Genomic DNA, 17,731 nt, shown 5'->3' on the forward strand with positions numbered 1-17,731 from the left:
CTACCTGCGCTGTGATGAGTTGCGTGAGGCGCTGTCAAACATCATCTCGGCGGGCCGCGGAGGTGGCGTCGCGCGGTCCGCCACCGCCGGAATCCTGGCAGCAGCCCTATGAGCAGGTTGCGGAGTTCGAGGACCGCCGCGATTTCGCGCTCCTGCAGCAGGCGCCCTTCCAAGACGTTGACCGGGTGGCGGTGCTGCCCGAGTTCGTGCAGGCCCATCGACTGCAGACGATGACTGATCTGCCAACACTGCTGTTGTTCAGCTACGGCGGCCCGCCCGAGAACCAGACACACTCGCATTCCCAGGGCATCGTCGGAATGCGCCAGGCTTGCGGGCTCTGCGGGAACCTCGCTGCCGACGGAGCCGTCATTGCTACCGGTGGCGTACCGCGCCGGCTGCCGGCCGCCAACGGGCTGCTGGGCGTGCACGCATTGCGCACCGTGGAGCACACGGACGTTCTCCGCGCCGAGCCGACCGATGGTGCCCGTGTGGCCGCCCGACGGCGCCGGCCGGTGTCGCGTCGCCGCCTGGTACTGAGCGACGGTCAGCGACTGCGCGTCGACGTTGTCGCGTTCGGGGCGAGCGCCTCCTCGACCCCGTCGTTTCTCCCTCGACGGTGGCCCGTGGGACGTCGACCTCAACATGTGGATCGTCGGCCACGCCCACGAGGGGGATCGTCATCGACGCCGCGCACGACGTCGAGAAGATCGCGCTCGGGGTCGGCGGGCGCCGGCGATTGGGATGGCGAACGTACGAGCACGGAGTCAATCCGGCGTCCAGCGCGGAGGTGCCGCACCTGGCGAAGCGGATTGCACAGGGGCACTGACATGTATGCCGTCTGCCTGACCTGTCCAGTTGCAATCGGCGTTATTGGCACACTCCATCTCACTTCGGCCCCACGAACCGACCGTCCGACCCGTACGTCGCGAGGAGGCTGTCGCCATGGTATTACCCCACCACCACGAGCACGCCGACGCTGGGGTTCCGCCACCGTTCGAGCCACCGTCGCTCGCCGCCTCGGCTGAGGAGCATTACCCAGTCGACCGAGTGATCTTCAGTGTGGCCGCCGTGCTCGTCATCGCGTTCATCGCCTGGGGCACGCTCCGCACCCAGACGCTGAGCAGGGTGGCGAGCACCGTGCTCGGCGGGTTGATGACCGGTGGCGGCTGGGCCTTCGTGCTCGCCGCAAGCGGCTTTGTCGTGTTCGCGCTGTGGCTGGCGTTCAGCAAGTACGGCCGGATCCCGCTGGGCCGCGAGAACGAGCCGCCGGAATTCCGCACCGTCTCCTGGATCGCGATGATGTTCAGCGCCGGGATGGGCATCGGCCTGATGTTCTACGGCGTCGCCGAGCCCTTGTCGCACTTCGTCTCGCCCCCGCCCGGCACGGCGCAGCCTGGAACACCGGAGGCGCTTGATGTCGCAATGGCGACCACGCTGTTCCACTGGACTGTGCACCCGTGGGCGATCTATGCCGTCGTCGGCCTGGCTATCGCCTACAGCACCTTCCGACGCGGGCGCTGCCAGCTGATCAGCTCCACCTTTGCGCCGCTGTTCGGCCGGCGCGGCTCCAGCGGCGCGTTCGGGCGCGCCGTCGACATCCTGGCGATCTTCGCGACGCTGTTCGGTTCAGCCGCCTCGCTCGGGCTCGGGGCGCTGCAGATCGGCGGCGGCCTGGTGGCGGGCGGGTTCATGGCCTCGGTCGGCACGGGGCTGCTCGTTGCGATCATCGTGGTGCTGACCATCGCGTTCATCGCCTCTGCCGTCACCGGGGTGGCCAAAGGCATCCAATGGCTGTCGAACATCAACATGGTGCTGGCCGCGGTGCTCACGATCGTCGTGTTCGTAGGCGGACCGACCGTTTTCATCCTCAACCTCCTACCCACCATGATCGGAGACTACTTCGGCAACCTTGCCCAGATGGCCGCACGCACCGCGGCGACCGGCGGTGACGCCACAGCCGAATGGCTATCCGGCTGGACGGTCTTCTACTGGGCCTGGTGGATCTCGTGGACGCCGTTCGTGGGCATGTTCATCGCGCGCATCAGCCGCGGCCGCACGATCCGCCAGTTCATCGCGGGCGTCGTGCTCATCCCGAGCACGGTGAGCCTGCTCTGGTTCGCGGTCTTCGGCGGCGCGGCGATCGCCGCCCAGCGAGGCGGCATCGACCTCGCGTCGCAGTCCATCGAGGGCCAACTCTTCGGGCTACTGAACACCCTGCCCCTCGGCGGCCTGCTCGGCATAGTAGCCATGACACTGGTTGCGATCTTCTTCGTGTCGGGCGCCGACGCGGCATCCGTAGTCATGGGCACGCTGTCGCAGGGTGGCACCATCCATCCCTCGCGCGGCATCGTCGTGTTCTGGGGCGCCGTGCTCGGCGCCATCGCAACGATCATGCTGCTGGTCGGCGGGAATGACGCGTTGTCCGGCATTCAGAACATCACCATCATCATGGCGGCACCGTTCGTGCTCGTCATGGTCCTGATGTGCGTGGCGTTGACGAAGGACCTGCGCAACGACCCACTGATGCGCCGGACGCACCGCTGCACCACCGCCATCGAGCAGGCCGTCGAGTTCGGCACGCAGAACTACGGCGACCGCTTCTACCTCCCGGTCAAACCGCACCCGGATCGGGCGTCCGCCCCCCAGATCCGGGGACGGCGCGAAGTGACCGGCGGGTCCGGCGCGAGAGAAGGACCCGGCTAGCCGTGTCGCGCGTCGACCTGGCCGACAGGGCCAGGTAAGCAAGCGCGCGGGCCCGACGAAGGGCGCACGCGCACTTCATCGACTGAGGCTCCGGCCGACTGGTGATGCTCCGTCACTGGGGTTGCCGCCCGCGTTGCTCGTCGTGCTGGGCCTGCTTCGGGTTCCTCGCGCCCATCGTCCACGAAGTGCGTGCACACGGTCGACCGCGCGCCCATCGACTCGGCAATCTCGGTGCTCGTCGCGCGCTCATGGCCGAGCGAGCCGTGACTCGATACGGCGCGAACCAGGTGCTCCGGCAAGTGGCAGCCGACCGGGGCCGGCTCGAGGAGGCTGCGCAGGTGGTAACGCTCCGGTGAATGCGGCTCAACCGGGCGTCATGCCTGTGACCGGCATGCTCCAGGTGGCCGCCGTCAGCGGTATCGACGCGGGGCCTGTGCTGCGACTGCAAAGGCCCTTAACCGAAGTGGCCGAGCCGGGCGCTGATTTCCCTGGCGCCCTCGACGAGGTGTACAGCCACGGCGGGGAAGGACTCGGCTGTGAGCCGGTAGGCGGGCCCGGACACTCCAACCGCAGCAACCACCTCCCCGGTTCCGTCGTGGACCGGTGCGGCGATGGCATTGAGGCCGATCTCGAGCTCCTCGGCCGTGGAGGCCCAACCCTGCTCACGCACTTTCGCCAGCTCTGCCTTCAGCAGTGTCGGCTTCGTAACGGTGTGCGAGGTGTAGCGATGCAGCTGGGAAGCCAGAACCTTCTTCAGGGTCACAGGGTCCGTGCAGGCCAGGAGTATCTTGCCGCTCGCGGTCGCGTGTAGCGGAGTGCGCTGACCGAGCCAGTTGCGACCAGTGATCGCCGACGGTGCGTACTCCTGGAGGATGCTCGTCGCCTCGCCGCTATCGAGGATCGCGACGTCGACCGCCTCGCCCAGTTCCGTGGCCAGGCGCCGGCACACGGACCGACTCTCGGTCGGCAACTCCAGTCGCGCGGCCGTTGCAGCCGCCAGTCGGAGGACGCCCAGCCCGAGGCGGTACTTGCCCCGCTCGCCGTCCTGTTCGACGAGGCTTCCGTTCTCGAGCGCGGAGATCACCCGGAATGCCGTTGATTTGTGCACGCCGAGCTCGGCGGCCACCTCAGTGACCCTTGTACCCCCCCGCTGCGCGAGCAGGTGCAAGACCGCGATAGCCCGATCCACCGACTGGACCTGGGACCGCCCGGACTCGCTGCCACCGCTCACTGAACTGTTCGCCACCTTCCGGGCTGTATACCCCAGCCACCGCGACCGAGCAGGAGCCTTGACACGACCGCGGCGCAAACTTACCATCACGTTGCGCTGATCGCGATTGGTTGCATAATGTGGAACACAGCACTGTCGACGGAGCCTCTCTCTCCGCGCCACGGCCAAGGCGTCTCGTCACATCGACACCCATCGAATTCACCGGGTTGCGAGCAGGACTTCGCCACCGCCGAGGGGTGCCAGTTCGCGGCCAGCTCGAGGGCGTACGCCACCGGCGGGGTGCTCAGTGCCCAGCGAGCACCACATCGGCCTGTTCCACGAGTGGGTCACCTGGCACCTCGATATGTACGTCGGACACGCGTCGTGGCCCCACGCCCGTCCCGGGGTCACCGCCGGACGCGGTCACGGGCGCGGAACAAGGTCCGGGTCGCGAAACTCCCGAGATGGGACAGGTGAGTAATGGCCGTGCAGACGACCAAGCCACGCCGCGGCGCTGACCCGGTGTTGAGCCGGAGCCTGGCCGAGACCGACCCCGAGGTACAGATGGCGATCTCGGCAGAGCTGGCGCGCCAGGAGTCGGGCCTGGAGATGATCGCGAGCGAGAACTTTGCTCCGCTCGCCGTCATGCAGGCCCAAGGTTCGGTTCTCACCAACAAGTACGCCGAGGGCTACCCCGGGCGTCGCTACTACGGCGGCTGCGACCACGTCGACGTCATCGAGCAGCTCGCAATAGACCGCCTCAAGGCCCTGTTCGGCGCCGACTACGCGAATGTGCAGCCGCACTCAGGCGCCCAGGCGAACGCCGCCACCATGGCCGCGCTCCTGCACCCCGGCGACACCATCCTCGGTCTCGACCTCGCGAACGGCGGCCACCTCACGCACGGCATGCGACTGAACTTCTCGGGCCGGCTGTACCGGGTCGCGGCGTATCACGTCCGGGAGGACGACCACCTCGTGGACATGGACGAGGTGGAGCGACTGGCCCGCAAACAGCGGCCCAGGATGATCATCGCAGGGTGGTCGGCTTACCCGCGCCACCTCGACTTCGCCGCCTTCCGCCGGATAGCCGACGAGGTCGGCGCCTACTTGATGGTGGACATGGCGCACTTCGCCGGGCTCGTTGCCGCAGGTCTGCACCCGTCGCCGCTGCCGTATGCCCACGTCGTCACCTCCACCACGCACAAGACGCTCGGCGGGCCGCGCGGAGGGGTCATCCTGGCCACGGAGTGTGAGCCGGATCTGCGCAAGAAGCTCAACTCCAATGTCTTCCCAGGGCAGCAGGGCGGCCCCCTCGAGCACGTAATCGCCGCCAAGGCCGTGGCGTTCAAGCTCGCTGCGGGTGACGCGTTCCGCGACCGTCAGTTGCGGACGATCGAGGGCGCCAGGCTGCTCGCCGACCGCCTGCTCGCTCAGGACTCTCGTGCCGCCGGCATCGGTGTGGTCAGCGGCGGGACCGACGTGCACCTGGTCCTGGTCGACCTGCGGGCCTCAGAGCTTGACGGCAAGCAGGCCGAGGACCGCCTGGAGCGGGTGGGCATCACCGTCAACCGCAACGCCGTGCCGTTCGACCCCCGGCCGCCGATGGTCAGCTCCGGTGTCCGGATCGGGACACCGGCGCTCGCCGCGCGGGGCCTCGATGCGCCCGCGTTCGCGATGGTCGCCGACATCGTCGCCGAGGCGCTACGTCCGTCGACCGGCGAGCGCGCGCTCGATGCGTTGCGCGACCGCGTAGCGGCGGTGGCGGCCGCCCACCCCCTCTACCCGATGCTGAAGGAGACCTGGCGATGACGTTGGTCGACAGTGACCCGGTCCGGCCCTTCTCGATCTACCTCGGGATTTACTACCTCCGCCACGTCGGCCCCGACTACGTCTCCTGCTCACCGTTCCGCATCCCCCTCGCCCGCCTCGAAGCCAGGCGCGGCGGCAGGAAGCGATGAACACCCGATGGCCGGACAGGTGATCGGCAGCGCGGGCCGCACGGAGCTGGGCCGGCGCGGCAACCAGTCCGAGCGTGTGGACCGCGACGGACGCGGCTGGCTGCCCCTGCCGGCTACCGGGCCCCCCTCGACCCGCGCTGCGGCGTCCACTCCGGCGGCTGCGGTGCTCGCCTCGTCGCGCGCTCTCGTGTGCGGGATTCTCAACGTCACCCCCGATTCCTTCTACGACGGCGGCCGCTACACCGATTACGCCGCGGCGGTGGAGCACGGCCGCCGAATCGCGGCCGAGGGAGCTGACCTGATCGATGTCGGAGGCGAGTCGACCCGACCGGGTGCTCGGCCGCCGACCGTCGAGGACGAACTGGCCCGGGTGGTACCGGTCATCGAGTCGCTGTCCCGGTCCGTCGCTGTCCCGCTGTCGGTGGATACGTCCCGGCCGGAGGTGATGCGGGAAGCGGCACGGGCTGGAGCAACGATGATCAACGACGTGCGGGCACTGCGTCTGCCCGGCGCCCTCGCGGCGGCCGCTGAGCTCGATTTACCGGTCTGCCTGATGCACATGCTGGGTGAGCCGGACCGCATGCAGCACCACCCCGTATACAACGATGTCGTCGTCGATGTCCAACAGTTCCTCGCCGAGCGGCTACGGGCCTGCGAGCGCGTCGGCATGGACCGCGGGCAGCTCGTGGTAGATCCCGGATTCGGGTTCGGCAAGACCCTCGATCACAATCTGCGGCTCCTCAGGGAGCTGCACGAACTGGTGGAACTCGGCGTCCGCATCATGGTCGGGCTGTCCCGCAAGGGAATGATCGGTGCAGTCACCGGGCGTCCCGTGGACGGACGGTCGACCGGTTCGGTGGCAGCCGCCATGATCGCCGCCCAGCGCGGCGCGAGCGTCTTCCGCGTCCACGACGTCGCCGCCACCCGCGACGTGCTGGCGGTGCTGGCCGCCGTCGAGCACCACGAGGAACCGCCGTAGCCCGCTCCGCGTACCAACCTGGCTCCTTTGGGGAAGGCAGACATGACCATCAGCGCCTTCGACCTGTACAAGGTCGGCATCGGGCCATCAAGCTCCCACACGGTCGGACCGATGCGGGCCGCGCACTCGTTCGTCACTCGCCTGGAATCCGACGGCCTGCTCGCCCACACCGCTCGGGTTCGGGCGGAGATGTTCGGCTCGCTCGGTGCCACCGGGCATGGGCATGGAACCGTGAAGGCCGTTGTGCTCGGCCTCGAAGGCGAGCAACCGGACTGCATCGACCCCACGGCCGCCGAGCCGCGGGTCGCGGTCGTGCGCGCCAACGGAGCACTGCGGTTGGGCGGAAAGCACGACATCGCCTTCGCCGTCGGCGACGACGTCGTCCTGCACCGGCGCAAGCGGCTCCTATTCCACACCAACGGAATGCTTTTCGCCGCAATGGACGGTGACGGGCGGACGCTCCTGGAACGCGAGTACTACTCGGTCGGTGGTGGGTTTGTTCTCGACCAGGACGAGGCGGGCCGTCCCGTCATCATTGAGAAGTCGACGCCCGTACGATACCCGTTCACCACCGCTGGGCAGCTTCTGCAGCGCGCGCGGGAGACCGGGCTGAGCATCAGCGAGATCATGCTGGCCAACGAGGTGTCGTGGCGCAGCGAGGATGACGTCCGATCGGGGCTGCTGGCTATCTGGTCGGTGATGCAGGAGTGTGTGGAGCGCGGCACCCAGGAGACCGGGGTGCTGCCGGGCGGGCTGCGGGTCCGGCGGCGGGCAGCCGCCCTGCGGGAGAACCTGGAGTCCTGCGGCGACGAGCACGACCCGCTGCGGGCGATGGAGTGGGTCACCCTCTACGCGCTGGCCGTGAACGAGGAGAACGCGGCCGGTGGCCGCGTGGTCACCGCGCCCACAAACGGAGCCGCCGGCATCGTTCCCGCCGTCCTGCACTACTACCGCGACTTCGTGGGCTCCTACTCCGAAGACGGCGTGGTCCGCTTTCTGCTCACCGCTGCGGCGGTCGCGCTGCTGTTCAAGGAAAACGCCTCGATCTCCGGTGCCGAGGTCGGCTGTCAGGGTGAGGTGGGCTCAGCCTGCTCGATGGCCGCCGGAGGGCTCGCCGAGGTTCTCGGAGGCACTCCGCAGCAGGTCGAGAACGCCGCCGAGATCGGTATCGAGCACAACCTGGGACTCACCTGCGACCCCGTCGGCGGCCTCGTGCAGATCCCCTGCATAGAGCGAAACGCCATCGCATCCATCAAGGCGATCACCGCTGCTCGATTAGCCGTACGCGGTGACGGCAGTCACTACGTCTCCCTGGACAAGGCGATAAAGACAATGCGTGAGACCGGGGCTGACATGAAGGACAAGTACAAGGAGACGGCCCGGGGCGGCCTCGCTCTCAACATCGTCGAGTGCTGAGGAACTCGGCGCGAAGGTCACGTTCGGAACTGCATGAGACCGTCTTGTAGTCTTTACCGCACGTCGACAGGCAAAGCGGGGCGGCCGCCGCCGAAGGAACTATTGGGACGGTCGATCTCGCGGAGGCTGGTCGCGCGATGCTCGACGAGGCCGCCGGGGTCAACGTCGCCGGCCTGGAGGTGAGGTTCGCCGACTTCAGTCCGCAGGACCTCGTAACCCTGAACGCACTGCTGGACCGGCTGCGCGCCCCCGCCCCGTAGGGGCGCGCCGGGAGTCCCCGAGACTTCCTGCTGTCGCCGAGGTGGCGCCGACGGATCGCCGGGCGCTCATTCCGGCCGGGGTGACTCCTGCAGGCCGGAGAACACCGCAGCGATCAGGCGTCGTCCCTGGGCCACGCCGTCGTCGTTGTTCGCGACGCGCCACAGGAAGCTCATCAACATGATGATGTCCGCCGGATCGTGCCCGCGAGCGATGGTGCCCTCGGCCACGCAGGCGTCGACCAGTTTCGCCACCGCGGCGGTGGTCGGCGCCCAGGAGGCGCTGATCACGTCCTGGGCCGCGGCGCTGTGCAGCGCGTCACCGAGGCCGTGCTTGATGCGGATGTAGGCCGACAGGGTCTCGAACCACTCGACGAACGCGGCCTTGGCCGATGAGTGCCGCGCCAGTACCTCGTCGGCGGTGATGGTCATGCGTTCGATGTCGTGCTGGTAGGCCGCCAGGATCAGGTCCTCACGGGTGGGGAAGTGGCGATACAGCGTCCCCGCGCCGACCCCGGCCCGCTTGGCGACCTCACTCAGCGGCACCAGCGGGTTGTCCGCGAACAGGTCGTGGGCGGCCTCGATGATCGCGACCCGGTTGCGCGCGGCGGCCTTGCGCTGCGTGCCGTAGGTGCTCGGCGTCTGGTCGGTCATGGCCAGATAGTGCACCGCCTTTGACTCGCGGACAATCCTCCGCTAGTTTCGGGCAACTTGCGGAGAGTTCTCCGCTAGTGGCGGACCGAGGGAGACACCCCCCATGCGTTACGTGAAGCTCGGCACCAGCGGCTGGACGGGCGCCGAAGGACTTCGCGAACCGCGACGACGTGGTGCTCGCCACCACGGTGCGGCACCCGACGCGACCGGGACCGAACGGGAGGGGCCTGCCTCGCAAGGCGATCATGGTCACGGGAACGGCGCTGAAGTGAGCTCCATCGTTCGCCCCGGCGTTGCCGCCCGGGGCGGAGCGGTCCTGCTCTTCGTCGGCCCGCTGGTGGCGTGGGGCGCCGAGCTCATCACGGCCGCAGCCTGGCAGAATCCGCACTACTCGCCGTTCTACAACTGGGTCAGTCATCTGGGGCTGACCGGTCCGAGGCAGGTGGCGTTCGGGCAGGTGGCGGACTCCCCGCTGGGGGCCGTCATGGACACCGGTTGGGTGCTCTACGGCGTCCTGCTGATCGTCGGCGCGTTGCTCGCCTTCGACCTGCGCCAGGGACTGCGGCCGATCACGATCGTCGTGCTGGCGATCTTGTCCGGTGTCGGCGTGTCGCTCGTGGGGATCGTCCAGGGATCGAACGCGAACGTCGCGAACGGCCTGATCGCCTTGCACAGCCTCGGTGCTCAGGGTGTGATGCTCGCCGGGAACATCATGGTGATCGTCGTCGGCGTCAACGGTGCCGGAATCGGTTTGGGGCGTAGTCGCCGCATCGCGAGCATCGTGCTGGGGCTCTTCGGTCTGGTCGCGTTCCCGGTGTTCATGGTCGACGTGTTCACCGGCTGGATGTGGAACATCGGTCTGCTCGAACGCGCCGTGATCTACCCGATCATGATCGGCCAGGTTCTCCTCGGCCGCGGTCTCATCGCTCGACACATCTCACACCGCCAGCCGGCCGCCGCCGGCCGGTAGGAACTCGGTGGCCGGCGCCAGGCCGGTCACTCCACACGGCGAAAGGAGTGAGTGAAGGACATGGCTCAGGTACTGGTCACCGGGGGAACCGGCTACGTCGGGGGATGGGCGATCGTCGCCCTTCTCCAGCGCGGCCACGACGTGCGCACGACCGTTCGCTCCTCGTCGCGGGAGCAGGCGGTGATCGACGCGGTATCCGCCGAGGTCGATCCGGGTGAGCGGCTGAGCTTCGCGCACGCCGACCTGACGAGGGACGACGGGTGGGATGCCGCGATGGCCGGTGTCGACTTCGTCCTGCACGTCGCGTCACCGCTGGGCAGTGGAGACGACAAGGATGCCGACGCGCTGATCGTCCCCGCTCGCGACGGTGCGCTGCGCGTGCTGCGCGCGGCGACCCGTGCGCAGGTGAAACGTGTGGTGATGACCTCGGCCGCCAACGCGGCCAGTCCCATGTCCTACCGGACTGAGGGTGTCACCGACGAGACGCTGTGGACCGTCGACGACCCGTCCCTGCCCGCTTACCGGCGTTCCAAGACGATCGCGGAGAAGGCGGCATGGGACTTCATGGCCGGCCACGAGGGTCTGACCGAACTCACCACGGTGCTGCCCGGTGCGGTGCTCGGCCCCGTCCTCACGCCGAATGACGTTGGCACGGCGTCGCTCATCTAGCGGATGCTCCGTGGAGAGATGCGTGGCTCCCCGAAGATCGGTCTGGAAGTCGTCGACGTCCGCGATCTCGTCGATCTCCACATCCGCGCCATGACCGCACCCGAGGCGGCAGGTCAACGGTTCCTCGGTAGCGGGCCGTTCATCTGGATGGCCGACATCGCCCGCGCTCTCAAGGCCGCACTCGGGGACGATGCGGCGAAGGTCTCCGAGCGGGAACTGCCGAACGTCCTCGTCCGGCTGACGTCGCTGTTCGACCCGTCGTTGAAGGCGATCACCGTCTCGCTCGGCCGCCGGAACAGGCACACGACGCACAAGGCACAGCAGATCCTGGGCTGGACGCCACGCCCCGCCGAGAAGACCGTCGTCGAGTGCGCCGAAAGTCTCATCGGCCACGGACTCGGGTGAGCAGCCGGCCGGGACCGGGGGAGCATGCACCGACACTCGTGACGGACATGCCGGTCGCCGCGGATCCGGAGCCGCGCTTCACGCGCTGACCGGTCCGCGGGAAGCGCGTTGCGGCCGCAGGCACCGCCGGGCTCGATCCAGCAGTCGCGGAGCAGCAGGCACGTCGACTGCCGTAGGCAAGCTCATCTTCGATGTTGGCAGCGCCGGGTGGTCGGCGCGGTCTTACCATTTGCGGCGTGCCCGTCGAGGTGGTGACGCGGCTTTCGCGGGGTGCGCGGGTGCTGCTGGTGGTGGCGTGTGTGGCGGCGGAGGGCCCGGCGCTGCTGCTGGACCCGGTTGTCGGCGCGCCGTGGTGGGGTCGCGCGGCCATGGTGGGGTTGCTCGCCGTGCAGGCGGGAGGGATGTGGTTCCTGGCCCGGGCACCGGTGCGGGCGGCGGCGGTGGTGATCACCGCCGGGGCGGGCATCCAGCTGTTGTACCCGGTGGTGGGTCCGGGGATCACGCTGGTCGCGCTGTGCACGGTGGCCTGGCTGTGCCGGCCTCGGTGGTCGCTGTGGGTGTTGGCCGGTACCGGGATGCTGGCGGCGCTGGTGTGGCTGCTGGGGCGGAGCCCGACCGAGGCTCTGCTGTGGGCTGCCGGGGCGCTGCTGGCGTGGAGCTGGGGTGAGCTCGGCCGGACCCGGTCGGCGCGCCGGCGGGCGGAGACCCGGCGCGCGGTGCTGGAGGAGCGTGCGCGGATCGCCCGGGAGTTGCACGACGTGCTCGCGCACACGGTGTCGGTGATGGTGGTGCAGGCCGGGGCGGCTGCCGACGTGTTCGACGTCAGCCCGGAGCGGGCCCGCGCTGCGGTGGGCGCGATCGAGTCCTCGGGCCGGAATGCGCAGGCCGAGCTGCGCCGGTTCCTGCGCACGGTGCGCCCGGACCCCGGCATGGACGACGAACCGCAGCCCGGGCTGGCCGACCTGACCGCGCTGGCGGCGTCGGTGACGCGGGCCGGGTTGCCGGTCGCGCTCGACGTCGACGTGCACACCGACGTGCAGGCGGGTGTCGCCCTGTCGGCCTACCGCATCGTGCAGGAGGCGCTGACCAACACCCTGCGCCACGCTCACGCGACCCGGGCGCAGGTCGCGGTGCGGCTGCTGGAGGGCGAACTGCTGGTCGACGTCCACGACGACGGCCGGGGAATGCCCGGGCGTTCCGCCGCCGGGCAGGGGCTGGTCGGGATGCGGGAACGTGCCGAGCTGCTGGGCGGCCGGCTCCGCACGGGCCCCGATCCCGACGGCGGGTTTCGGGTGTCCGCCCGGCTGCCGCTGCAGGAGCCCGCATGACCAGGGTGCTGCTGGCCGACGACCAGGAGCTCGTCCGCGCCGGCTTCCGGATGATCCTGGAGACGCGCGAGGACGTCGAGGTGGTCGGCGAGGCCGCGGACGGCGACGCGGCGGTGCGGCTGGTCGAGCAGCTGAACCCGGACGTCGTGCTGATGGACGTGCGGATGCCGGGGGTCGACGGGATCGCCGCCACCGAGCGGATCGTCGCGTCCGGCACGTCGTCCCGGGTGATCATCCTGACCACCTACGACCTGGACGAGCCGCTCTACGCCGCGCTGCGGGCCGGGGCCAGCGGGTTCCTGCTCAAGGACGTGCGACCGGTCGACCTGGTCGAGGCGGTACGCGTGGTCGCCCGCGGCGACGCCCTGCTCGCCCCGGCGGTCACCCGCAGGCTGCTGGACCGTTTCGCCGAGGTGCTGCCCCGCGACGACCCGCGCCCGGAACGGCTCACCGCGCTCACCGAGCGGGAGGTGGACGTGCTCGCACTCGTGGCCCGCGCGGCGACCAACGCCGAGATCGCGCAGCGGCTCGTGATCACCGAGGCGACCGTCAAGACCCACGTGTCGTCCATCCTGCGCAAGCTCGGGGTGCGTGACCGGGTCCAGGCCGTCGTGTTCGCCTACGACGTCGGACTGGTCCGTCCTCGCGGCTCATCCTGAAGTCGCAGACCCAACACCATCCTGCGGACCGAGGACGTCCGCGCCGCCCACGCCTACCGTCTCGATCATGGTGAAGCGGATTGCGGTGCTGCTGATCGCGAACCTCGCGCTCGGCGTGCTGTTCGCGGCGCTCACCGTGGCCTTCCGCGACAACGTGATCGACTACCAGCTGGCCCGAGGCAGCGACCAGACCCGCGAGCAGCTGGAGCTGACGGTGTGGATCCGGTCGGGCATCGTCGTCGTCCTCGCGGCCTGGTACGTCTGGATCGCCCGCCGGATGGTGCGCGGCCGCCGCGGCGCGTACCTGCGGGTGCGGTCGCTGGCGGTGCTCGGCGTCGTCGCGGTCGGCTATCTGCTGATCTCGGGCGCCTACCCGTCCTGGATGCGGGTGCTGCAGGCAGCGCAGCTGACGCTGCTCGTCGTGCTCGTCGTGGCCACGAACCTGCGCCCGGTGCGGGAGAGCTTCCCCCGCCGGACCCGTCCCGCGCGTCCGCCCGGAAACCGCAAGGCGGCGCTCGTGCTGGTCGTGCTCACCCCGGTGATCGCCGAGGTCCTGCTCGGCAACGTCTCGGTGGCCATGGCCTGGGTGGTCCTGCTCTACATCCCGATCTACGGGGCGGGCGCGTTGCTGATCCGCGAACTGGTGCGCCGCGCCGGCGGCGGATGGCCCAGCCTGGTGGCGATGGGCATCGCCTACGGGTTGCTCGAGGAGGGCCTCGCGCTGCAGAGCCTGACCAGCCCGACCCTCTACGGGGCCGCCGGGTGGGCACCCCGCGTGTTCGGGATCAACACCGCCTACACCGAGCTCAACCTGCCCTACCACGTCGTGTTCAGCGTCCTGATCCCGATCGCGCTGGTCGAGCTGCTGTTCCCCGGGCACGGCACCCGCCCCTACCTGCGCACCCCCGGGATCGTGGTCACCGCCGTCGTGACCCTGCTGGGCGCGGCACTGCTGCGCCTGTCGGTGCCGACCTCGATCGATCCCGGCTACACCATCCCGCTGCCGGCCGCGCTCGCCATCCTGGGGCTGGAAGCCGTCCTGGTCGTGCTCGCCCTGCGGGTTCTGCCGAGGCTGCAGCCGTGGCGTCCGGCCCCGGTCCGCCCACCCGCACCCGCCCTGGTCGGGGTGACCATCGGAGTCGCCGTGGCCGGGTTCATGGGCCTGCTGTTCCCGTTCGGCGGGGCGACCCGGCCGGCCTTCACCCACGGACCGTGGGTCCTCGTCCCGATGGCCGTGGCGGCACTGCTCGGACTCGGCGCAGCGCAGCTGTTGCTGCGCTGGAGCGGCCACGGGTCCTGGACGGTGCACCACCGGTGGGCCGCCCTCGGCGGCGCCGTGCTCGCCCACAGCGTGTTCGGCCTGGTTGCGAACGCGACCACGCCGAGCGACCGGATAGCGGTCGCCCTGCTGATCGCGGTGACGGGCGCGCTCTTCGCCACAGGCGCTCGACGTCTTCGGGTGCGACCGATCCACCTTTGTCACCGTGGATCGGGTACGGGAGTCCTTGCCCCGATCGCTGTGGCCGGGCCATGCTGGCGTCATGATCAGGATGGCCCGGTCTCGCCTGATGTTCTTCCGGCGCGCGACCACGGCCTCCCGTCCGACGGCCCGAGAACGATGACCCGGATTCGCCCCTACCGCGTGGAAGTGCCCGACCAGGAGCTCGCGGACCTGCGGAACCGACTCACCGGAACACGCTGGGCGCCCGAACCGGCGGGCGGTGACAAGGGGTACGGCGTACCGGTCGCCGCTGTTCGTGAGCTCGCCACGTACTGGCTCGAAAGCTACGACTGGCGCGGCTGGGAGGCGAGGATCAACGCCCACGACCAGTTCACGACCACGATCGACGGAACGAACGTCCACTTCGTTCACGTCCGTTCGCCGGAACCGGACGCAGTGCCGCTGATCCTGACCCACGGTTGGCCCGGCACGCTGGTGGAGTACCTCGACGTGATCGGCCCGCTCACCGACCCACGAGCGCACGGGCTCGACCCGACAGTCGCGTTCGACGTGGTGATCCCGTCACTGCCGGGGTTCGCGTTCTCCGGGCCCACACCCGACACCGGCTGGGGCCCACGCCGGATCGCGCGAGCATGGGCAGTGCTGATGGAACGGCTGGGTTACCAGCAGTTCGGCGCAGCGGGGAACGACTGGGGTTCCTACATCAGCGCCGAGCTGGCCCACATCGCACCAGCGACGATGATCGGCGCGCACGTCACACAGGTCTGGGTGCCACCACCCGCCGACGATCCCGACTGGGCGAGCACGTTGTCCGGCCGCGACGCACGGACGCTGGCCGACTTCCGCGACCTCTTCGACAACCACGCCTCCTACGGCGCTGTCCACGGCCAACAGCCCCAGACGATCGCCCATGCCCTGTCCGACTCACCGGTCGGGTTGCTCGGCTGGAACGCGCAGGTCATGGGTGGTCTGAACACCGACATCCTGCTCACGCACGTCGCCATCCACTGGTTGACCGGCACCGCGGGATCTGCCATCCGCATCTACGCCGAGCATTCGCGTGAACCGGCCCGGACCTCACCCTCGACGGTGCCGCTGGCCGTCGCGCAGTTCGCCGGTGACCTCGGCTCGATCCGCTACCTCGCCGAACGCGCACACTCACGGATCGTGTCCTGGAACGAGTACGACCGCGGCGGCCACTACGCCACCCACGACGCGCCCGACCTGTGGCTGAACGACCTCCGAACCTTCTTCGCCACGCTGACCGCCCGTCCCGGTTCCGACCTGACAACCCCCGACTTCCGCACCCCTGGCAGGACGACGACATGACCGGCAAGGCCATCATCTTCCACGGCACCGACGCACATCCGGACGTGGTGTGGCTTCCTTGGCTCCGTGAGCAGCTGACCAAGCGCGGATATGCCGTGGAAGCGCCGCACTACCCCGCCCTCAACGTCGAACCGATCAGCAGGTTCCTGCCGAAGGTGCTGGCCAACCACACGTTCGACGAGAACACCGTGCTGATCGGCCACTCCGGCGGAGCCGCCCTGCTGCTCGCGATCCTCCAGCACATCGACACCACGGTCAGACAAGCCATCCTCGTCGCCGGTTACTCCACCAAGCCGAACACCAATGACGAGCCCGTCCTTCAGGACGACTACGACTGGGCGGCGATCAGGGGGCACGTCCGCGACATCTACTTCATCAACTCCCGCAACGACCCCAGCGGCTGCGACGACCGACAAGGTCGCGCAATGTTCGAACGAGCAGGGGGCACCCAGATCATCCGCGACGACGGCCACTTCGGCGACGAGAACCAGGCCTACCCAACATTTCCCCTGATCGACCGACTCATCGACTGAGATTCCCGAGTGAGGAGTGGGATGAAGATCACCGACGTGGTTCCGTGGCTGGTCGGGTCCGATGGCACGGGATGGGGCGAGTACCTGTTCGTGGAGGTGCGCACGGACGAGGGGATCAGCGGCTGGGGCGAGATCACCACGACCACGCCCACGGCCAACCGCGGCATCGCGGCGATGGTCAGGCAGGTGAAGGACCTGCTCGCGGGCGACGACCCGGCGCGTATCGAGGACACCTGGCACAAGATCTTCCGGGCCTTCACCTACATGGGCAGCCGCGGAGCGGGCACGAACGTCACGAGCGCGATCGACATCGCCCTGTGGGACATCCGCGGCAAGGTCCTCGGCCTGCCGGTCTTCGACCTGCTCGGCGGCCGGGTCCGGGACCACCTGCTGATCTACACGCACCCGAACCAGCGCCGGTTCGGCACCCGCGAGGGGGTGGTCGAGGAGATCCGCGCGATCGTCGACTCCGGCCACACCGGCATCAAGTTCGACCCGTTCCCGCACCAACCCGGGGTGGCGCTGGCCGACGACCGCTACCTCGGGGGCGGGATGAGCCGCGCCGAGGAGCGGCAGGCCATGGAGCTGACCGCGCTCATCCGGGAGACGGCCGGCCCCGACGTCGAACTCCTCATCGACGCGCACGGCCGGTTCGACGTGCCCACCGCGATCCGGCTGGGCCAGGCACTGGACGACGTCGGCGACATCCACTGGTACGAGGAGCCGGTGCCGCCGGAGAGCTACCACGCCCTCCAGCAGGTGCGCGAGCGCGTGCGCGTGCCGATCTCGGTCGGCGAACGCCTGCACACCCGGTGGGACTTCGTCCCGGTCCTGGAGAAGAGGCTTGCCGACTTCGTCATGCCCGACGTGACCTGGACCGGCGGAATCTCCGAGCTGAAGAAGATCGCCACCATGGCCGAGGCCTACTACGTGCCGGTCTCACCGCACGACGCGGCGGGCCCGGTCAACCTCGTGGCAGGCGGGCACGTGATGGCGACGGTGCCGAACTTCTACCGGATCGAGTCGAGCAGGCACGACCTGAGCAGCTACAACCAGTTCCTGACCACGCCCCTGGACAACAGCGGCGGTCTGCTCAGGCTCCCCCCGGGACCAGGGCTGGGGGTCGACTTCGACACCGACCACATGCGCGCGAACGCACGGGACGGGTTCCACGGCTGACCCGGGAGTGCCGGTTGTCC

Annotated in this window: 16 protein-coding genes; 13 read left to right on the plus strand and 3 right to left on the minus strand. The window is 69.3% G+C overall.

What is annotated here, in order from left to right:
• Nucleotides 1-41: 41 nt before the first annotated feature.
• The gene (locus HF577_RS01365) at nucleotides 42-428 is read right to left on the minus strand and encodes a hypothetical protein (protein ID WP_169393838.1); all 387 of its coding nucleotides are present in this window, start codon (nucleotides 426-428) and stop codon (nucleotides 42-44) included.
• 514 nt (nucleotides 429-942) lie between these two features.
• Between HF577_RS01365 and HF577_RS01370 the strand changes: the two genes are divergently transcribed.
• Nucleotides 943-2,703, plus strand: a complete 1,761-nt coding sequence (locus tag HF577_RS01370; protein ID WP_169393839.1) for a BCCT family transporter — start codon at nucleotides 943-945, stop codon at nucleotides 2,701-2,703.
• Nucleotides 2,704-3,157: 454 nt separating this feature from the next.
• Here HF577_RS01370 and HF577_RS01375 read toward each other — a convergent pair whose 3' ends face one another.
• Nucleotides 3,158-3,949, minus strand: a complete 792-nt coding sequence (locus HF577_RS01375; protein ID WP_312858872.1) for an IclR family transcriptional regulator — start codon at nucleotides 3,947-3,949, stop codon at nucleotides 3,158-3,160.
• Nucleotides 3,950-4,393: 444 nt separating this feature from the next.
• Between HF577_RS01375 and glyA the strand changes: the two genes are divergently transcribed.
• The 4 genes from glyA to HF577_RS39075 all read left to right on the plus strand — a co-directional run bounded on the left by glyA (nucleotide 4,394) and on the right by HF577_RS39075 (nucleotide 8,526).
• Nucleotides 4,394-5,722 carry a serine hydroxymethyltransferase gene (gene glyA, locus HF577_RS01380; protein WP_169393841.1) on the plus strand — a complete coding sequence of 443 codons (1,329 nt, stop codon included), beginning with the start codon at nucleotides 4,394-4,396 and terminating at the stop codon, nucleotides 5,720-5,722.
• 12 nt (nucleotides 5,723-5,734) lie between these two features.
• Nucleotides 5,735-6,850 carry a dihydropteroate synthase gene (gene folP / locus HF577_RS01385; RefSeq protein ID WP_312858873.1) on the plus strand — a complete coding sequence of 372 codons (1,116 nt, stop codon included), beginning with the start codon at nucleotides 5,735-5,737 and terminating at the stop codon, nucleotides 6,848-6,850.
• A gap of 42 nt (nucleotides 6,851-6,892) precedes the next feature.
• A complete protein-coding gene (locus HF577_RS01390; RefSeq protein ID WP_169393842.1) occupies nucleotides 6,893-8,266 on the plus strand; it encodes an L-serine ammonia-lyase in 1,374 nt (457 codons plus the stop codon).
• A 137-nt stretch (nucleotides 8,267-8,403) separates the two neighbouring features.
• The gene (locus HF577_RS39075; protein WP_281359620.1) at nucleotides 8,404-8,526 is read left to right on the plus strand and encodes a hypothetical protein; all 123 of its coding nucleotides are present in this window, start codon (nucleotides 8,404-8,406) and stop codon (nucleotides 8,524-8,526) included.
• 66 nt (nucleotides 8,527-8,592) lie between these two features.
• Here HF577_RS39075 and HF577_RS01395 read toward each other — a convergent pair whose 3' ends face one another.
• Entirely contained in the window at nucleotides 8,593-9,177 is a 585-nt protein-coding gene (locus HF577_RS01395) for a TetR/AcrR family transcriptional regulator (RefSeq protein WP_169393843.1), read from the minus strand.
• Between the two features lie 268 nt (nucleotides 9,178-9,445).
• Between HF577_RS01395 and HF577_RS01405 the strand changes: the two genes are divergently transcribed.
• The 8 genes from HF577_RS01405 (at nucleotide 9,446) to HF577_RS01435 (ending at nucleotide 17,711) form a co-directional block, all read left to right on the plus strand.
• On the plus strand, nucleotides 9,446-10,147 hold the full coding sequence (locus tag HF577_RS01405) for a DUF998 domain-containing protein (protein WP_169393844.1): 702 nt from the start codon (nucleotides 9,446-9,448) through the stop codon (nucleotides 10,145-10,147).
• 60 nt (nucleotides 10,148-10,207) lie between these two features.
• Nucleotides 10,208-10,816: an NAD-dependent epimerase/dehydratase family protein gene (locus tag HF577_RS37285; RefSeq protein WP_246265374.1), complete on the plus strand. Its 609-nt coding sequence runs from the start codon at nucleotides 10,208-10,210 to the stop codon at nucleotides 10,814-10,816.
• 18 nt (nucleotides 10,817-10,834) lie between these two features.
• Nucleotides 10,835-11,221 (plus strand): Rossmann-fold NAD(P)-binding domain-containing protein, encoded by a 387-nt coding sequence (locus tag HF577_RS37290; protein WP_211173637.1) that lies wholly within the window; start codon nucleotides 10,835-10,837, stop codon nucleotides 11,219-11,221.
• A gap of 236 nt (nucleotides 11,222-11,457) precedes the next feature.
• Nucleotides 11,458-12,549 (plus strand): sensor histidine kinase, encoded by a 1,092-nt coding sequence (locus HF577_RS37840; RefSeq protein WP_211173638.1) that lies wholly within the window; start codon nucleotides 11,458-11,460, stop codon nucleotides 12,547-12,549.
• Nucleotides 12,546-13,208, plus strand: a complete 663-nt coding sequence (locus HF577_RS01420; RefSeq protein WP_169393846.1) for a response regulator — start codon at nucleotides 12,546-12,548, stop codon at nucleotides 13,206-13,208. The genes HF577_RS37840 and HF577_RS01420 overlap by 4 nt, the downstream gene beginning before the upstream one ends.
• 67 nt (nucleotides 13,209-13,275) lie before the next feature.
• Nucleotides 13,276-15,999 carry an epoxide hydrolase gene (locus HF577_RS39560; protein ID WP_312858874.1) on the plus strand — a complete coding sequence of 908 codons (2,724 nt, stop codon included), beginning with the start codon at nucleotides 13,276-13,278 and terminating at the stop codon, nucleotides 15,997-15,999.
• The gene (locus HF577_RS01430) at nucleotides 15,996-16,532 is read left to right on the plus strand and encodes an RBBP9/YdeN family alpha/beta hydrolase (RefSeq protein WP_169393847.1); all 537 of its coding nucleotides are present in this window, start codon (nucleotides 15,996-15,998) and stop codon (nucleotides 16,530-16,532) included. Before HF577_RS39560 ends, HF577_RS01430 begins: the two co-directional genes overlap by 4 nt.
• A 21-nt stretch (nucleotides 16,533-16,553) precedes the next feature.
• The gene (locus tag HF577_RS01435; protein WP_169393848.1) at nucleotides 16,554-17,711 is read left to right on the plus strand and encodes a mandelate racemase/muconate lactonizing enzyme family protein; all 1,158 of its coding nucleotides are present in this window, start codon (nucleotides 16,554-16,556) and stop codon (nucleotides 17,709-17,711) included.
• Nucleotides 17,712-17,731: the final 20 nt, after the last annotated feature.

The sequence above is a fragment of the Pseudonocardia xinjiangensis genome (genome assembly GCF_012911925.1).
GTDB classification, from domain to species: domain Bacteria; phylum Actinomycetota; class Actinomycetes; order Mycobacteriales; family Pseudonocardiaceae; genus Pseudonocardia; species Pseudonocardia xinjiangensis.